Annotated in this window: 18 protein-coding genes; 7 read left to right on the plus strand and 11 right to left on the minus strand. The window is 71.1% G+C overall.

Annotation, left to right across the window (positions count from 1 at the left end):
* Positions 1-54: 54 nt before the first annotated feature.
* From HNR61_RS15100 to HNR61_RS15120, 5 genes are all read right to left on the minus strand, one after another.
* Positions 55-1,332, minus strand: coding sequence for a PucR family transcriptional regulator (locus tag HNR61_RS15100; RefSeq protein ID WP_312897913.1), 1,278 nt, complete (start codon positions 1,330-1,332; stop codon positions 55-57).
* Between the two features lie 133 nt (positions 1,333-1,465).
* The gene (locus HNR61_RS15105) at positions 1,466-2,410 is read right to left on the minus strand and encodes an AurF N-oxygenase family protein (RefSeq protein WP_182843743.1); all 945 of its coding nucleotides are present in this window, start codon (positions 2,408-2,410) and stop codon (positions 1,466-1,468) included.
* A 297-nt stretch (positions 2,411-2,707) separates the two neighbouring features.
* A complete protein-coding gene (locus tag HNR61_RS15110) occupies positions 2,708-3,004 on the minus strand; it encodes a hypothetical protein (protein ID WP_182843744.1) in 297 nt (98 codons plus the stop codon).
* Positions 3,001-3,207, minus strand: a complete 207-nt coding sequence (locus HNR61_RS15115) for a hypothetical protein (RefSeq protein WP_182843745.1) — start codon at positions 3,205-3,207, stop codon at positions 3,001-3,003. The genes HNR61_RS15110 and HNR61_RS15115 overlap by 4 nt, the downstream gene beginning before the upstream one ends.
* Positions 3,204-3,638 carry an ATP-binding protein gene (locus HNR61_RS15120; protein WP_182843746.1) on the minus strand — a complete coding sequence of 145 codons (435 nt, stop codon included), beginning with the start codon at positions 3,636-3,638 and terminating at the stop codon, positions 3,204-3,206. The genes HNR61_RS15115 and HNR61_RS15120 overlap by 4 nt, the downstream gene beginning before the upstream one ends.
* 165 nt (positions 3,639-3,803) lie before the next feature.
* Between HNR61_RS15120 and HNR61_RS15125 the strand changes: the two genes are divergently transcribed.
* The 3 genes from HNR61_RS15125 (at position 3,804) to HNR61_RS15135 (ending at position 5,566) form a co-directional block, all read left to right on the plus strand.
* A complete protein-coding gene (locus tag HNR61_RS15125; RefSeq protein WP_182843747.1) occupies positions 3,804-4,601 on the plus strand; it encodes a helix-turn-helix domain-containing protein in 798 nt (265 codons plus the stop codon).
* A complete protein-coding gene (locus HNR61_RS15130; RefSeq protein ID WP_182843748.1) occupies positions 4,592-4,777 on the plus strand; it encodes a DUF397 domain-containing protein in 186 nt (61 codons plus the stop codon). Before HNR61_RS15125 ends, HNR61_RS15130 begins: the two co-directional genes overlap by 10 nt.
* Before the next feature lie 366 nt (positions 4,778-5,143).
* Positions 5,144-5,566: a ribosomal maturation YjgA family protein gene (locus HNR61_RS15135; RefSeq protein WP_182843749.1), complete on the plus strand. Its 423-nt coding sequence runs from the start codon at positions 5,144-5,146 to the stop codon at positions 5,564-5,566.
* An 85-nt stretch (positions 5,567-5,651) separates the two neighbouring features.
* Here the strand turns inward: HNR61_RS15135 and HNR61_RS15140 are convergent, their stop codons facing one another.
* Entirely contained in the window at positions 5,652-6,215 is a 564-nt protein-coding gene (locus HNR61_RS15140; protein WP_182843750.1) for a hypothetical protein, read from the minus strand.
* A 408-nt stretch (positions 6,216-6,623) separates the two neighbouring features.
* On the opposite strand from HNR61_RS15140, the gene HNR61_RS15145 reads away from it, so the two are divergent.
* Positions 6,624-7,259 (plus strand): hypothetical protein, encoded by a 636-nt coding sequence (locus HNR61_RS15145; RefSeq protein WP_182843751.1) that lies wholly within the window; start codon positions 6,624-6,626, stop codon positions 7,257-7,259.
* Positions 7,260-7,271: 12 nt separating this feature from the next.
* On the opposite strand, the gene HNR61_RS15150 is transcribed toward HNR61_RS15145, so the two are convergent.
* From HNR61_RS15150 to HNR61_RS15170, 5 genes are all read right to left on the minus strand, one after another.
* Positions 7,272-7,607: a hypothetical protein gene (locus HNR61_RS15150; RefSeq protein ID WP_182843752.1), complete on the minus strand. Its 336-nt coding sequence runs from the start codon at positions 7,605-7,607 to the stop codon at positions 7,272-7,274.
* Between the two features lie 423 nt (positions 7,608-8,030).
* Positions 8,031-8,666: a LysE family translocator gene (locus HNR61_RS15155; RefSeq protein WP_182843753.1), complete on the minus strand. Its 636-nt coding sequence runs from the start codon at positions 8,664-8,666 to the stop codon at positions 8,031-8,033.
* A 67-nt stretch (positions 8,667-8,733) separates the two neighbouring features.
* Positions 8,734-9,333, minus strand: a complete 600-nt coding sequence (locus HNR61_RS15160; protein ID WP_182843754.1) for a TetR/AcrR family transcriptional regulator — start codon at positions 9,331-9,333, stop codon at positions 8,734-8,736.
* Between the two features lie 27 nt (positions 9,334-9,360).
* Positions 9,361-9,912: a DUF3995 domain-containing protein gene (locus HNR61_RS15165; protein ID WP_182843755.1), complete on the minus strand. Its 552-nt coding sequence runs from the start codon at positions 9,910-9,912 to the stop codon at positions 9,361-9,363.
* 76 nt (positions 9,913-9,988) lie between these two features.
* Positions 9,989-10,834, minus strand: a complete 846-nt coding sequence (locus HNR61_RS15170) for an SDR family NAD(P)-dependent oxidoreductase (RefSeq protein ID WP_182843756.1) — start codon at positions 10,832-10,834, stop codon at positions 9,989-9,991.
* Between the two features lie 104 nt (positions 10,835-10,938).
* Between HNR61_RS15170 and HNR61_RS15175 the strand changes: the two genes are divergently transcribed.
* From HNR61_RS15175 to HNR61_RS15185, 3 genes are read left to right on the plus strand one after another with little or no spacing between them, the layout of a single operon-like run.
* Complete coding sequence (locus HNR61_RS15175) at positions 10,939-11,700, plus strand: SDR family NAD(P)-dependent oxidoreductase (RefSeq protein ID WP_182843757.1); 762 nt, start codon at positions 10,939-10,941, stop codon at positions 11,698-11,700.
* A gap of 7 nt (positions 11,701-11,707) precedes the next feature.
* Positions 11,708-12,370, plus strand: coding sequence for a nitroreductase family protein (locus tag HNR61_RS15180; protein ID WP_182843758.1), 663 nt, complete (start codon positions 11,708-11,710; stop codon positions 12,368-12,370).
* Entirely contained in the window at positions 12,367-13,170 is an 804-nt protein-coding gene (locus HNR61_RS15185) for an SDR family oxidoreductase (protein ID WP_182843759.1), read from the plus strand. Before HNR61_RS15180 ends, HNR61_RS15185 begins: the two co-directional genes overlap by 4 nt.
* Positions 13,171-13,172: the final 2 nt, after the last annotated feature.

A 13,172-nucleotide genomic window follows, 5' to 3' on the forward strand; every position in this document is an offset into this window, starting at 1 on the left:
GGCCCGAAGGATGATCACCGGCCAACGGTAGGTCGCCCGTTTCGTCCCGGTCAATCAGCCGTCCGACGGCGGCCCGTTCACCGCCGCCCGTCCCGCCCGCCCCGCGGGATGGCGGCGGCCCCCCGACAGCGGGATCACCTCGGCCGGTTCGGCGGGCGCGCTCAGCCACACCGTCAGGACCATCTCCATCTCCAGCCGCGCCTCGGGGTCGTACAGCCGCTCCCCGAACAGCTCCTCCAGCTGGTGCAGCCGGTACCGCACGGTCTGCGGGTGGACGTGCAGCCGCGTCGCGACCTCGGTGGCGTTGAACCCGTTCTGCAGGCACGCCAGCAGGGTCCGCATCAGCCGTTCGCGGTGCCGGGGCCGCACGTTCCGCAACGGGGCCAGCCGCTGCTCGGCGACCGCCCGCACCAGCTCCTCGTCCTTGAAGACCACCAGGATCGGCATGTGGTCGGCGCACCGGATCAGCCGGTCGGACGGCAGGACGCCGCGCCGCGCCAGCGGCAGCGCCTCGCGCGCCCACCGCAGCGACTTGGCGGCGTCCTCGGTCGGCACGGTCGGGCCGATCGCCGCGACCCAGTTGCGCAGCGCGCCCTCCAGCATCCGGCCGCGCCCCGGCCCCTCCGGGTCGGGGACGATCAGGCACGGTTCGCGCCGGTTGACGTCGGAGAGCACGTCGGGCGGCAGCGACGGCTGGGAGAACGGCTCCTGGCCGCGTTCGTACAGCGCGACCACCGCGATCTGGCGCGGCACCCGCCACTTGGCCAGCCGCGCCAGGTCGGCGACGGCCTGCGGCGCGGCGGGCGGCTCGGCCAGCAGCATGTCCATCAGGCGCCGGCGGCGGTGCTGGAGTTCACCGGCCTCCTGCTCGCGGGCCTTGGTGTAGCCCTCGGCGGCGGCCTGCGCGATCTCGTCGAGATAGGCGAAGATCGCCTCGGCGATGTGGGCGAGGGTGCGGCGGGAGACGTTGAGCCGTTCGGACTCGGCCGCCAGCCGCCGCCACGCCACCCGCGCGCCCAGCCGCAGGCTGCCCTGCAGCACGTCCAGGCTGCGGCCCTCGCGCGCCTCGGCCCAGCCGATCTCGCGGTAGACCGACGCGACCGCGTCCCAGGACGCCTCCGGGTCGGAGATCAGGTCGACGAACTGCCGCAGCGCGCCCTCCACGGCCAGGCGCACCATGCGCGCGTACTCCCCGTCGTTGGGGCGCGCGTACTCGGGGATCCCGGCGAGGATCTCAGCGATCATCTCCTCGACCAGGTCGTCCAGATGGGGCCGGAAGAATTCGGCGGTCTCGCGGGGAACCTCGACCCAGGGCTTCGGGGACCTCGTCACCGTTCGCACCTCCCGCCCCCTCGGCAACCGGGGGCTCACCGGAAGTTACAACGGTGTGATCGTGAGTGCTGCTGGCTCCGCGAAACAATCGGGGCGCGTTCTTGTCAGCCGGATGACAAGAACGCGGCCCCCGTCAGGGGTTCCGCCAGATCCCGAGCGCCTTCCACAACTGTTTGCTCACCGGGTTGACGAGCCCGACCTCGACGCACAGTTCGCGCAGTCCCGACACCGCCTCGGCGATCACGTCCCTCGACTCCGCCGACCTCCAGTAGCTGTGCCGGACCACGTGTCCCGGGATGTTGAACGCCCCGGCCATCGACGCGGGCGGGGTGAGGATCACGACGGCCATGACCTTCGCGGTCGGCGGCACGCCCAGGCTCAGCAGGAACCGCGACGGCGCGGCCATCCGGGGCACGTGGTGGCGGATGAACCTCCGTCCGAACGAGATGTGCCGCGCCTCCTCCGCGACGTGGATCGCCATGATCTTGTTGAGCAGGGGGTGGCCGTCCGGGTGCTCGCGCAGGATGCGGCGCTGCATGTGGTCGATCGGCTCCTCCCCCGCGAGCACGCCGAAGAAGTACAGCGCCGGGCTGATCACGCTGAACGCCTGCACGGCCTCGCCCGCCCAGCGGACCGGCCGGGGCAGCCCCTCCACGGCGGTGCCGCTGCGGTTGACGAACTCCTGGAACATCAGCCCGTGATGCCCCTCCTCGATCATCTCGTGGTAGACGTAGCGGAACTCGGCCGAGCCGTTGGGCAGCCGCAGCGCATAGGCGAGCAGGCCGCGGTTCAGCAGGTTCTCGAACTGCATGCCGACCTTGGCGACGTTGGCCTGGCGGTACAGGCCGATGCGCGCCCGCACGCCCTCCGGCTGCGCCAGGTACCAGGGGTGCGAGCCGAGCGGATCGGAGGGCGGGAGGATCCAGCGCGGGTCCTCCGGATCGACGGCGAAGTCGGGGTCGTCCCAGGGGATGTCGCGGAACGGCTCCCAGTGCTTGTCCACCGAGGCTTTCGAAAGCCGGGCCAGCGCCTTCTCGTAGGCGATGTCCTCCAGTTCCGTTTCCCGCGTGACAGTCATCGCGTCCTTCCGAAGGGAGCGGATTCTTCGGGGCGGCCGCCGATCGCGAGACGGAAAGGAAATTTGTTCGCGGCTAAGCCCCTGACTGAAACTTTTCTCCCGAGTCAACCTAGAAAGTCCCGACGAACCGGGTCAACGCCCCGCCCCTCGCCGACCTCCCGCGACAGGCCGATCCGGCGTGCGCCCCCTGACACCGAAGTGCGCAATCAAGGGCTTACGCGCTCCATGACCGAACTCGGACATGGGAAGGGCGGGCCGTAACTCATCCGCAACACACGGGCATCTCCCGTCCGCTTTTCATTTCGGACCTGCCAGCGCCTCGACCAGAACGCGCGCGGCTCGCGCCGCGTTCACCACCGGCACCAGCCCCAGCGAGCAGACGAACCAGCCGCCGAACACGCTCACCTGCGTCGCGTTCTGCGCGCGCCCGTTCACATAGGTCACCACCAGATGCGGCGCGACGGCGGCCGGGGTGAGGAGCTGGACGACAAGGGGCGCGCCGGTGCCCTTGAGGCAACGGGCCAGGGCCGCGAGGTGGCAGGCTTCGGCCGCCTCGTCCCACCACTCGGGGCACTCGCCGCAGGGGAACGTCACGGCGTCCTCCCCGCGAACCTGCGCGCGGCCGTGGCGAACGCGTCCGGATCCGCGCCCGCCAGGTGCTCCAGCAGCCCTTCGACCGTGGAGGCGCTGATCAGCATGAACCCGGCCGCCCGCCACACGCCCCGGTCGCACACCCAGACCTCCCAGCGAGGGAACAGCTCCCGCAGGACCGCCAGCAGAACGTCGCGGGAACTCATGCCGTCGCCTGCCGCATGACCGCGTAGACGGCCTTGCCTCCGGACGCCAGCCGCCAGAACCCCCACGCCGCCGCGAGCTCGGAGACGATCGCCAGCCCCCGCCCGGAGAACCGGTCCAGCGTCAGTGGAAGCGCCCTCGGCTCGGCGTCGCTGCCGTCCCGCACCTCGGCCACCGGCCCGCCCGCCGACAGGTACAGCCGGACGGAGATCGCCTCCCCCGGCGCGCTGCCGTGCTTGTAGGCGTTGGTGACCAGCTCGGTGACCACCAGCAACCCGACCTCGACCGCCGCCCGCTCGACCCCCTCGGCCTCCAGCCACCCCCGCGCGAAATCCCGCGCCGCCTTGATCGCCTGCGGAGCGGAAGTGAGCAGCAGAGTGGACGGATCAGCCGTCGCGGGCGGTGGAGGTGAGTGCACTTGCGCTTTCGCCATGGCAGACGCCTTCGGTCGTGTCGTTTCGTGTCTGACACCACAGTCGTCCGCCCGTGACTCTCTGTGTGGAAAGCACCTCGCATCCAGGCGATGCGACGGGAACCAAGGGCCTGCACTTGTCGCGACTTGCTGGCCAGCCCCACCCGGTTGGGCAATGATTGAGACATGGCCAGAAGGGCGCGGCGCAGTTCAGAGACCAGCCCGAACCTGATCGCGTTCGGCAACCAGGTGCGCTTCTGGCGAGAGCGGCTGGGGCTCAGTCAAGAGCGTTTGGGCGAACGGATCCCGGTCAGCGGCTCCTACATCGGCCAGATCGAGACCGGGCGCACCCGCTGCACCAGGGAGTTCGCGGGGCAGTTGGACGACGCTCTCGATCTCCACGGCGCCCTTGCCCGGCTGTGGGACGACCTCGTACGCAACACGGTCTATCCAGTGTGGTTCGACTGGCCAGCGATCGAACGCGAAGCCGTGGAACTCGCCGCCTTCGAGCTCTCTGTTGTGTACGGGCTGCTGCAAACCCCCGAATACATCCGCGCGCTGCTGACAGAAGACGCCGCCGTTGAAGCTCGTCTGGAACGGCAACTCATCCTCACGCGTGACGATCCGCCTCCACCAGTACTGTCGGTACTGCTCGACGAGGGCGTGTTGTACCGGGAGGTCGGCAACCAGAAGGTCATGCGTGAGCAACTGGAACGACTGATCGACTGTCAGTCGCGCCGCCTCACCATCAACATCGTTCCGATGGGAGTCCACGACGGCCTCAGCGGGTCGTTCGTGCTGGCAACCATGCCCGACAGAAGCCAAGTGGCGTATGTAGACTCGGCGGTACGCGGCCTGACAATGGGCGGAACCGACGACGCCGCCAAAGTATCGGAGTCACTGACATCCCTCCGAGCCGACGCCTACTCCGTGCGCGAATCAATAGAAATAATTCGTAGGGTGGTTGAAGAAAAGTGGACCTGAAGAAAGCCGTGTGGCGCAAAGCTTCACGGAGCACCAACAACGGCGGCAACTGTGTGGAAGTGGCCTCCACGTCTGATGTCGTCGCCATTCGCGACAGCAAGAACCCGGACGGCGGCATGGTGGTTGTCGGCCGCGAGGAGGCCCGCGCGCTTGTTGAGCGCATCAAGAACGCCTGACCGCTGAACGAGCGAAGGGCCTGAAGCCTTCTCCTTCCGCGCCATGGATCGTTCGATGGGAGGGCGCGTGTGACTGGTGCTCAGCAGCGTGGCCGGGGGCGGGCTGGCGGTCTTCGTGGGGTGGCTGGCCGTGCGGGCCGAGAAGGGCCCGTTCGAACGCGGGCTCTGGTTCGGGCGTTGTTTCGGGCTCGGCGAAGGTGAGTGGATGCTGACATGCCGGTCCACTGACGACCCCACTGACTTGGCGTTCTACCGCTGATACGCCATGCGCCAGGTCAGCCTGCCCGACGCCTCATCACCACACCGAATCCACTGGCGACGCCGTCACCAAACCCCGTGCTCGCCGCTGCCGCCTATGATTGCGCGATGTCGCTCGCTATGCGCTGGACTCGGCTGCTGATGGTGGTATCGGCCATCGGCTTTGCAGGCGCGGCCTACGCGATCCGCGCCGTGATGGACGGGCCCATCGAGCAGTACTCGGGCGCCGCCCTGTCCGGGGCCATCGTCTACACGATAGTGATCTTCATATGGCCGCCGGTCTCCCCGCTGATCGCCGGCAGTTCCGCGATCGCGTACTGCTGGTTCATCGAGTTTTCACAGCTCACCCCCGTGCCCGCGGCGCTCTCCCAACGCAGTTGGCTCGCGCGCCAGCTTCTGGGCGCCCAGTTCGACCCCGTTGACGTCGTCTGGTACCCCATCGGCGTCATCTCGCTGGTCGCCGCGCACTGGGTCCTCCGCGCCCGCACACGTTCCCGAGCAAACCCGACACCCGCCAGGTCTGAGCCCTAGTGTCTGCTTTGATGGCGAGCTTGCCTTGAGCGGCGCGCCGGGCGTGTAGTCGGGGTCGGCGTTGGTGCTGGATGCGGCGTCGCCGTCAGCCGTCGTGGTGGCCACGGCGTGAGCGCCATGCGTGGGCGCACCACGCGATCGCGGCGGCGACGAGTCCGGTGCCGACTCCGATCGTCACAGCGATCCCGCTGCTGAAGGAGCGCAGGATGAACTCCTGCCAGCCCGCGGGGAGGCTGTCGGCGAAGTCGGCGACGCTTTGCGGCGGGTGGCCCGATGTCGTTCCGGTCGTCCACAGCACCTGGTGGACGACCAGCAGGGACAGCCCGTACAGGAAGCCCAGCATCAGGAAGTCACGACCCGGCCGGCGGGTTCGGCGCACCAGCGCGACCGCCAGCCAGGCCGCGAACGGCGTGAGCGCCAGGACGTAGTACAGCAGCCCGCTCTGTGGGGCGACGATGTCGAGATCGGCGAGGACGGTGCGGGGCAGGCCGAGCGCGACCAGGCCCAGCATCAGCCCGGTGGGCATGTCCGTCGCGGGGAAGTCGCGGCCCGGGCCGCGCGCCGGAGGCGACAGAGCCGCCCTGTCCGGCATACGGGCCGATCCGTCGGTCAGGGTGTCGGAGATGTGGTTCGTGGCGTTGTGGTTCATGGCTCCGATCCTGCGGCTGTGCCACTGAGGCGCACATCGGCCAGCCGGCGACTCTTGGCGGCCGTGTTGTACGCCGTGGAGCGCAGGGCGGGAGCCGCCCCCGGACGGACGTCCGGAAGCCGTCCCCAAACCGGACCGCACCTACCGACGGCCCTGCTGGATGTTCCTGGCGGGGATGGGCGGAAACCCTGCGCTTTGACGACCCCGGAGGCTCGGCTTCGGTTCAAGGCTGATCTTGTGGAAGTGGCTGCCGCGCTTGCGGAGCGCGCCAAGAGCGTCTGGCCACTGAACGGACGAGAGGTCTGACGTCCTCCTTCCGCGTGCCATGGTTCGTGCGGTAGGAAGGCGCGTGTGACTGGTGATCAACAGCGTGACCGGCGGCGATCGCCTCTCCCGCACCCGGCCCGCTTGGCGCGGGTCGTCGCGAGTGCGCTGATGGCCGGGGCGGGGTTCGGCGCGGTGACCGCACTGGTCAACGCCTTCTCCTTCCGTTCCCAGGACGTGGAGAGCCGGGCCGCCACGGTCAGCGGATGGTCGCCCGTCGAGATCGTCAGCGTGCTGCTGGACGCCGGGTGGGCGTGGGCGGGGCTGGCGGTGTTCATGGGGTGGCTGGTCACGCGGGCCGAGAAGAGTCCGTTCGGAGTGGGGGCTCTGGTCTTGGGCGCCACCGCCGGTGCGCTCGCCCTGTTCGCGGCCACGGCGGCCTACGGGGTCGTGGAGGCGGCCCAGGAGGGCGGGCCCGTGTCCTCCTGGTACCCGTCCGAGAACGCCATCTGGTGGATCACCAGCTTCGTGTTCGGGGGCCCCTTGGGCGCTGTGGGGGCGTGCGCCACCCGATCGGGGCTGATCGGTCTGCTGGGGAAGACGACCGTGCCGGTCGGCGCCGCCGTGCAGATGCTCGTGCTCCCGCCCGGCAGGAACGAGGTGATCACGACCATCGGGCAGGTGATCGTGTGGGCGGCGGCCGCCACGGCCGTCGGCTGGGCCGTCGTCCGTTTCCTTGCGGCGGGGCGGCGTCGGGCGCGGCCCGGGTCCGCCGCGTGACCTCGTCTCAGGTCATCCCTGCTCGGGGTCGGCCGTCACGGCCTTGACGCTGCGCCGTTCCGCGTACGTGATGTAGCAGCAGAACGCGACCGCGAGGCCCGCCAGTGCCTTGAGCGTGGTCTTCAGCCAGCCGGGTCCGTCGAAGAGGGCCACCAGCCCCTTGAACACGACCTTCAGCGCGCCGGGCGCGTCGATGTCGGGCAGCATCGGTGGAAGCCGGACGTCCCACAGGTCCAGCACGGCCAGGAGCAGCACGACCAGGAGCGCGGGCACGCCATAGGACAGGAACGCCCTGCCGACCGTGGCCGACCGGGAATGCCGAAACCGGCCCTTGCCGAGGTCGATCATTTCGCGGTGGTCCTTCCTGCCGCGCGGCGACGGGATGTGGTGAACGGCGGGACCCGTTCTCCGTGGCCATCCTCTTGTTCTCCAGTGAGATGGAGCCCGTGGGGAAACGGTTCGTGATCTGGGGTGGATCGTCCGATCCGCTCGCCGTTCGCCTGCCGATGGAGATGTCCTCGTCTGCGGTTCGCGGGGCGCCCCGGAGCGGCGGGCCCGCGTCCTGACGGCCTGTTCGCCGGAGGCGGGGTCCGGCTTCTCCTCGGTGTGCTTGCTGTGTCGCCTTCCGTACGCGACGCAGGCGACGGCCACGACCGCGAAAGCCCCCAGCCCCTTGAACGCCTTCTTCAGCCAGCCGGGCACGTCGACGTCCAGCCGGTATGGCACCCGCCGGGAAAGGGCTCATGATCTGGGATATGTCGTCCGCTTCGTTTACTTGGCGCGGGTGGAGGGGCCCGCGAGGACGGCGGCGGCGCCGAGGCCCAGGTAGATGAAGCCGGTCGCGTAGCGCTGGCGGCGCCGGAACACCGGGCGGGCGCGCAGCCACGAGCCGATCGAGCCCGCCGCGACCGCGTACAGGGCGTCGCTCGCCATCCCGATCACCGACAGCGCGACGCCCATGACGACGATCTGCAACGGCACCGGCATCGCGTCCGGGCCCTGGTCCACGAACTGCGGCAGGAACGCCAGGAAGAACAGCACGACCTTGGGGTTGAACAGGTTGATCAGCAGCCCGTCGAGGAAGACCCGGCGCAGCGGCTGCGGGGCGACGTCCCGCTCCTCGTGCCCGTCGCGGGCGCGGAACGTGCGGTAGGCGAGGTAGATCAGGTAGGCCGCGCCCGCGTAGCGCAGCGCGTTGAACGCGGTCGTGGACGCCGCGACCAGCGCCGACAGCCCGGCCGCCGCGGCCGCGACGTGCACGAGCGTGCCGACCTCGACGCCCAGTCCGGAGACCAGCCCGGAACGCGGCCCCTCGGCGACGCTGCGGGCGGTGATGTACAGGTGGTTGGGGCCGGGGATGACGATCAGCGTCACGGCGGCCAGCAGGAACAGCAGCGGGTTGCTCACGTGCGGGACGCTATGCCCGGCCTTGGTCGCCGGGGAAGGGCCAATCCGCGTCCCGTCGAGGGGACCATCAGGCGGGGGCCTGCGCCGCCAGCGCGCCCGACAGCACGAGCCGCCCGGAGGTGCGGGCCATCGTGGCGACCTCCTCCACCGGCCGCCGCAGCGCGGTCAGGCTGACCAGCGCGGCGAGCAGCACGTGCCCGAGGACGATCTCCACCTCGTCGCGTTCGGGCACCGGGTCGCCGATGGCGGCCGACAGGCGGTCGCGCACGAACAGGAACAGCACGGTGCGCGCGTCGTCCACGCTCGGGTCGTCGGAGGTGACGGCCTGGATGATCGCCGACGTCAGCGTGAGCTCCTCGAACGCGACGTGCACGATCCGGTCGAGCAGCGACACCAGCCGGTCCACGGGGGTGTCGCCGACGGCGAGCGCGTCGATGTCGGCGGTGACCCGGTGCGCCCAGGTCGCCGCGACCTCGGTGAGCAGGTGGTCCTTGGTGGCGAAGTACCGGTAGACGGTCGCCCGCGCGACCCCGGCGCGGTCGGCGACGTCATGCATGGTGACGGCCGGGTACCCGCCCTCGTGGGCCAGCTCGCGGGCGGCGTCGAGCAACCGTTCCCGCCGGGCCTGCTGATCCTTGCTCAGCGCCCGCGTCACGGTGATCCGCATGTCCCCGCTCAACACGCCTCCCAGAGCTCAACCCACGCCATCTTCCCGCATCCCGCCCGTCCCCGTATATGCGCGGGCCCAGGAGATGATCGCGCGGACGGCCCACCGCCTCAGTCGAGGATTTCGACATCCCAGCGGCCCAGGCGGCCGTACATGAGCCAGGCGGTCACGCCGTGACGGCCTTTCCCAGGTGAAGGAACGGACGCAGAAGGCGAGGGCGAGGCCCAGCCCGGCGAAGGCGAGCCCGCCCACCTGACCGACCCACGGGGACCAGCCCTCGGCGTCGCCGACCGTGAAGCCGACGGTCGAGGCGACGAAGGTGGCGACCCCGTAGGGGGTCAGCAGCACCGCGCCCGCCCAGCCCGGCACGAGCAGCGTCCAGCGCGGCAGCCGCCCGCCCCAGGGCCGGGTCAGCGCCACCAGCAGCAGCACCCCGCCGAGGGCGCCCAGCACGGTGAAGTCGATCCCGTGCCGCTCCATCCACACCAGCGCCTCGGGCGTCCCGTTGGCGCGCATCTCGGCGATGAGGTCACCGGCCGGCCGTCCCTCGGTCCCGCCGAACGCCCAGTAGGTCTTCATCAGGATGTAGGGGGCCAGTGCGGCGCCCCCGCAGGCGGGGGACCGGCCGCCTCCCCCGCGCGGGGGGAGGGCGGGTTCAGCCGCGGGACTCGAAGTCGGGGAGGTCGGGGAGGCGGCCCTCCGTCAGGGAGCGGGCCCGCCGCACCAGGCCCGGACGGTAGGACTCGTGGGTCAGGATGAGGAACGTCTCGTCGCGGATCGCCGCGACCACCGCGTCCGCCACGTCCTCCGGCGGGATCCCGCGCGTGGTCACGTTCGAGATCACCTCGTCGATGAGCTCCTGGTCGGCCGTGTGCTCGGCCGGGAGGTCGGTGGGACGGTTGCGGCCGGCCTCGTGGATGCGGGTGTGCACGCCCCCGGGGCACAGGACCGAGGCGCGCAGCTTCGAGCCCGTCACCGCGAACTCGTGGGCCAGCGCCTCCGTCGCCGCGTACGTCGCGAACTTCGTCATCGTGTAGCCGCCCGTGAACGGGGCCGCGAACAGTCCCGCCACCGACGCCGTGTTGACGACGTGCCCCTCGGTGTCCTGCTCGATCATCCGGGGGACGAACGCGTGGACGCCGTGCAGCACCCCGAAGGTGTTCACCCGGAACATCCACTCGAAGTCCGCGAAGGGCCGTGTCCACATCTGGCCGCCCGTGAAGACGCCCGCGTTGTTGCACAGGACGTGGACCGCGCCGAACGTCTCGTAGACGTGGTCGGCGAACGCCCGTACCGCCGCCCCGTCGCCCACGTCCACCGGCCGGGCGGTCACCTCCGTCCCGCTCTCGGCGAGCGTGGAGCGGGTCTCTTCCAGGGCCTTGTCCTCGATGTCGGTCAGGGCCACCTTCATGCCCTCGGCCGCGAAGCGGAACGCCAGGGCCCGGCCGATGCCGCTGCCCGCGCCCGTCACCACCGCGACGCGTCCGGCGAAGTCGCGCACTTGTCGCCCACCTCCCGCGGGGTCAGGATGACAGAAATGATACCTACCGCTTGCTTGGTTGCGACGTTAGCCTAGACCGGAGTCCCAATCTCTGGGGGATTCCCTTGCCGCACCAGGAGCACTCCCCGGCCACCGGCGTCATCATCACCGGCGGCGCGTCCGGTATCGGCCTGGCGAGTGCGCGGGCGCTCGCCGAGGCCGGGCGGCCGGTCGCGCTGTGGGACCTGACCGACCCGTCCGGCGCCGCCAAGGAGATCGCCGCGACCTTCACCGTCGCCACCTGCGCCGTCACCATCGATGTCACCGACACCGCCGCGCTGCCCGCCGCCGTCGAGCGCACGCGCGCCGCGCTCGGTTCGGTCGGCGGGCTGGTGCACGCGGCCGGGAGGCCCGGTCCGCATCCGGTCGGCGACCTCACCGAGCGGCGGTGGGACGCCGTCCTCGACGTCAACCTCCGCGCCCAGGCCCTGATCGCCCAGGAGATCCTGCCCGACCTGCGGGCCAACCCCGGGTCGGCGATCGTCGGGATCTCCTCGATCGAGGCGTTCGTCGGGCAGGCGTTCATCCCCGCCTACTGCGCCTCCAAGGCGGGGCTGCTCGGGCTGACGCGGTCGCTGGCGCACCTGCTGGCCGCCGACGGGGTCCGGGTGAACGCGGTGTGCCCCGGCTACATCGACACCCCCATGCTGCGCGGCGCCACCCCCGAGGAGATGCTCGCGCGCTTCTCCGCCAAGGCCCCGATGGGCCGTCTCGGCGACCCGGCCGAGGTCGGCCGGGCCGTGCGGTTCCTGATGAGCGACGACGCCTCGTTCGTCACCGGAACGCACCTCACCGTGGACGGCGGCGCCACCGCCGTCGACCAATAGGAGCGACATGGACGTCCACGAAGCGCTCTACACCACCCGCGCGATGCGGCGGGTCAGGCCCGACCCGATCCCCGAGGACGCGCAGCGCAGGATCCTGGACGCCGCGATCCGCGCGCCCAGCGGCGGCAACCAGCAGTACTGGCGGTTCCTGCTGGTCGACGACCCCGCGGTCAAGGAACGGCTCGGCCCGCTGTACCGCGACGCCCTGGACCGGCTGTGGGAGACCGTCTACAAGCCCATGGTCGACCGGGTGAGGGCCGAGCCCGACACCCCCGAGAACGTCCAGGCCGCCAGGGTCATGCGTTCCTCGCGGTGGCTGGGCGAGCACTTCGAGCGGGTGCCGCTGTTCCTGTTCGCCTACGCCCGGCACGACCTGACCGGAGGCTCGATCTTCCCGGCGGTGTGGAGCGCCCAGCTCGCCGCCCGCGCCGAGGGGATCGGCAGCACGCTGACCATGCTGCTCGGCCTCTTCCACCCCGAGGAGACCCACCGGATCCTCGGCGTCCCGGCCGACGAGGGCTGGTCGCTGGCCGCGACCGTCTCGTTCGGCCACCCGCTCGGCCGCTGGGGCGTGGCGGCCCGGCGTCCCGTGCACGAGGTCAGCTACCGCAACCGCTGGGGCGAGCCGGTCGGCTTCGAGATCCCCGAACCCCTCTGGAGGCCGCGATGACCGCACTCGAAGGCACGTCCGCGCTGGTCACCGGCGGCGGCAGCGGGATCGGGCTGGCGTGCGCGCGGCGGCTGGCCGCCGACGGCGCGCGGGTCACCGTCTGCGGGCGCACCGAGGCCCGGCTGAAGGAGACCGGCCTGCGGTACGTCGTCGCCGACGTGACCGACGAGGAGCAGGTGCGGGCGGCCGTCGCGTTCGCCGCCGAGCCCGCCCCGCTGCGCGCCGTCGTGCACAGCGCGGGCGGCACCACGTCGATCGGCCCGCTGCCGGACCTGGACGCCGGTGCCTGGCGGGCGACGCTGGAGCTGAACGCGACCGGCACCATGCTCGTGCTCAAGCACGCCGCCCGCGCCATGGCGCCGAACGGCGGCGGCGCGTTCGTGGCGATCTCGTCGATCGCCTCCTCCAACACCCACCGCTGGTTCGGCGCCTACGGCGTCTCCAAGGCCGCCGTCGACCACCTGGTGCGGCTGGGGGCCGACGAGCTGGGCGGCGTCGGCGTCCGGGTCAACGGCATCCGCCCCGGCCTGGTCCGCACCGAGCTGGTCGCGGGGTTCACCGACCCCGGGCCGATCCTCGACGACTACCTGGCGTGCATGCCGCTCGGGCGCGTCGGCGAGCCCGCGGACATCGCCGAGGCCGCGCGGTTCCTGGTCGGGCCCGAGTCATCATGGCTGACCGGCCAGGTCATCAACGTCGACGGCGGCCACCACCTGCGGCGCGGCCCCGACTACCGGCCGGTGTTCGAGCCGATGTTCGGCGCGGACGCGCTGCGCGGACTTCCCCCCGAGGAGGGGTGACC

The organism is Actinomadura kijaniata, assembly GCF_014138665.1.
In the GTDB taxonomy this organism is placed as follows: Bacteria; Actinomycetota; Actinomycetes; order Streptosporangiales; family Streptosporangiaceae; genus Spirillospora; species Spirillospora kijaniata.

Coding starts and splice junctions, on each gene's coding strand:
- HNR61_RS15105 (WP_182843743.1), bottom strand. CDS start 2,410: ATGACTGTCACGCGGGAAACGGAACTGGAGGACATCGCCTACGAGAAG.
- HNR61_RS15115 (WP_182843745.1), bottom strand. CDS start 3,207: ATGAGTTCCCGCGACGTTCTGCTGGCGGTCCTGCGGGAGCTGTTCCCT.
- HNR61_RS15120 (WP_182843746.1), bottom strand. CDS start 3,638: ATGGCGAAAGCGCAAGTGCACTCACCTCCACCGCCCGCGACGGCTGAT.
- HNR61_RS15125 (WP_182843747.1), top strand. CDS start 3,804: ATGGCCAGAAGGGCGCGGCGCAGTTCAGAGACCAGCCCGAACCTGATC.
- HNR61_RS15135 (WP_182843749.1), top strand. CDS start 5,144: ATGTCGCTCGCTATGCGCTGGACTCGGCTGCTGATGGTGGTATCGGCC.
- HNR61_RS15140 (WP_182843750.1), bottom strand. CDS start 6,215: ATGAACCACAACGCCACGAACCACATCTCCGACACCCTGACCGACGGA.
- HNR61_RS15150 (WP_182843752.1), bottom strand. CDS start 7,607: ATGATCGACCTCGGCAAGGGCCGGTTTCGGCATTCCCGGTCGGCCACG.
- HNR61_RS15160 (WP_182843754.1), bottom strand. CDS start 9,333: ATGCGGATCACCGTGACGCGGGCGCTGAGCAAGGATCAGCAGGCCCGG.
- HNR61_RS15165 (WP_182843755.1), bottom strand. CDS start 9,912: ATGAAGACCTACTGGGCGTTCGGCGGGACCGAGGGACGGCCGGCCGGT.
- HNR61_RS15180 (WP_182843758.1), top strand. CDS start 11,708: ATGGACGTCCACGAAGCGCTCTACACCACCCGCGCGATGCGGCGGGTC.
- HNR61_RS15185 (WP_182843759.1), top strand. CDS start 12,367: ATGACCGCACTCGAAGGCACGTCCGCGCTGGTCACCGGCGGCGGCAGC.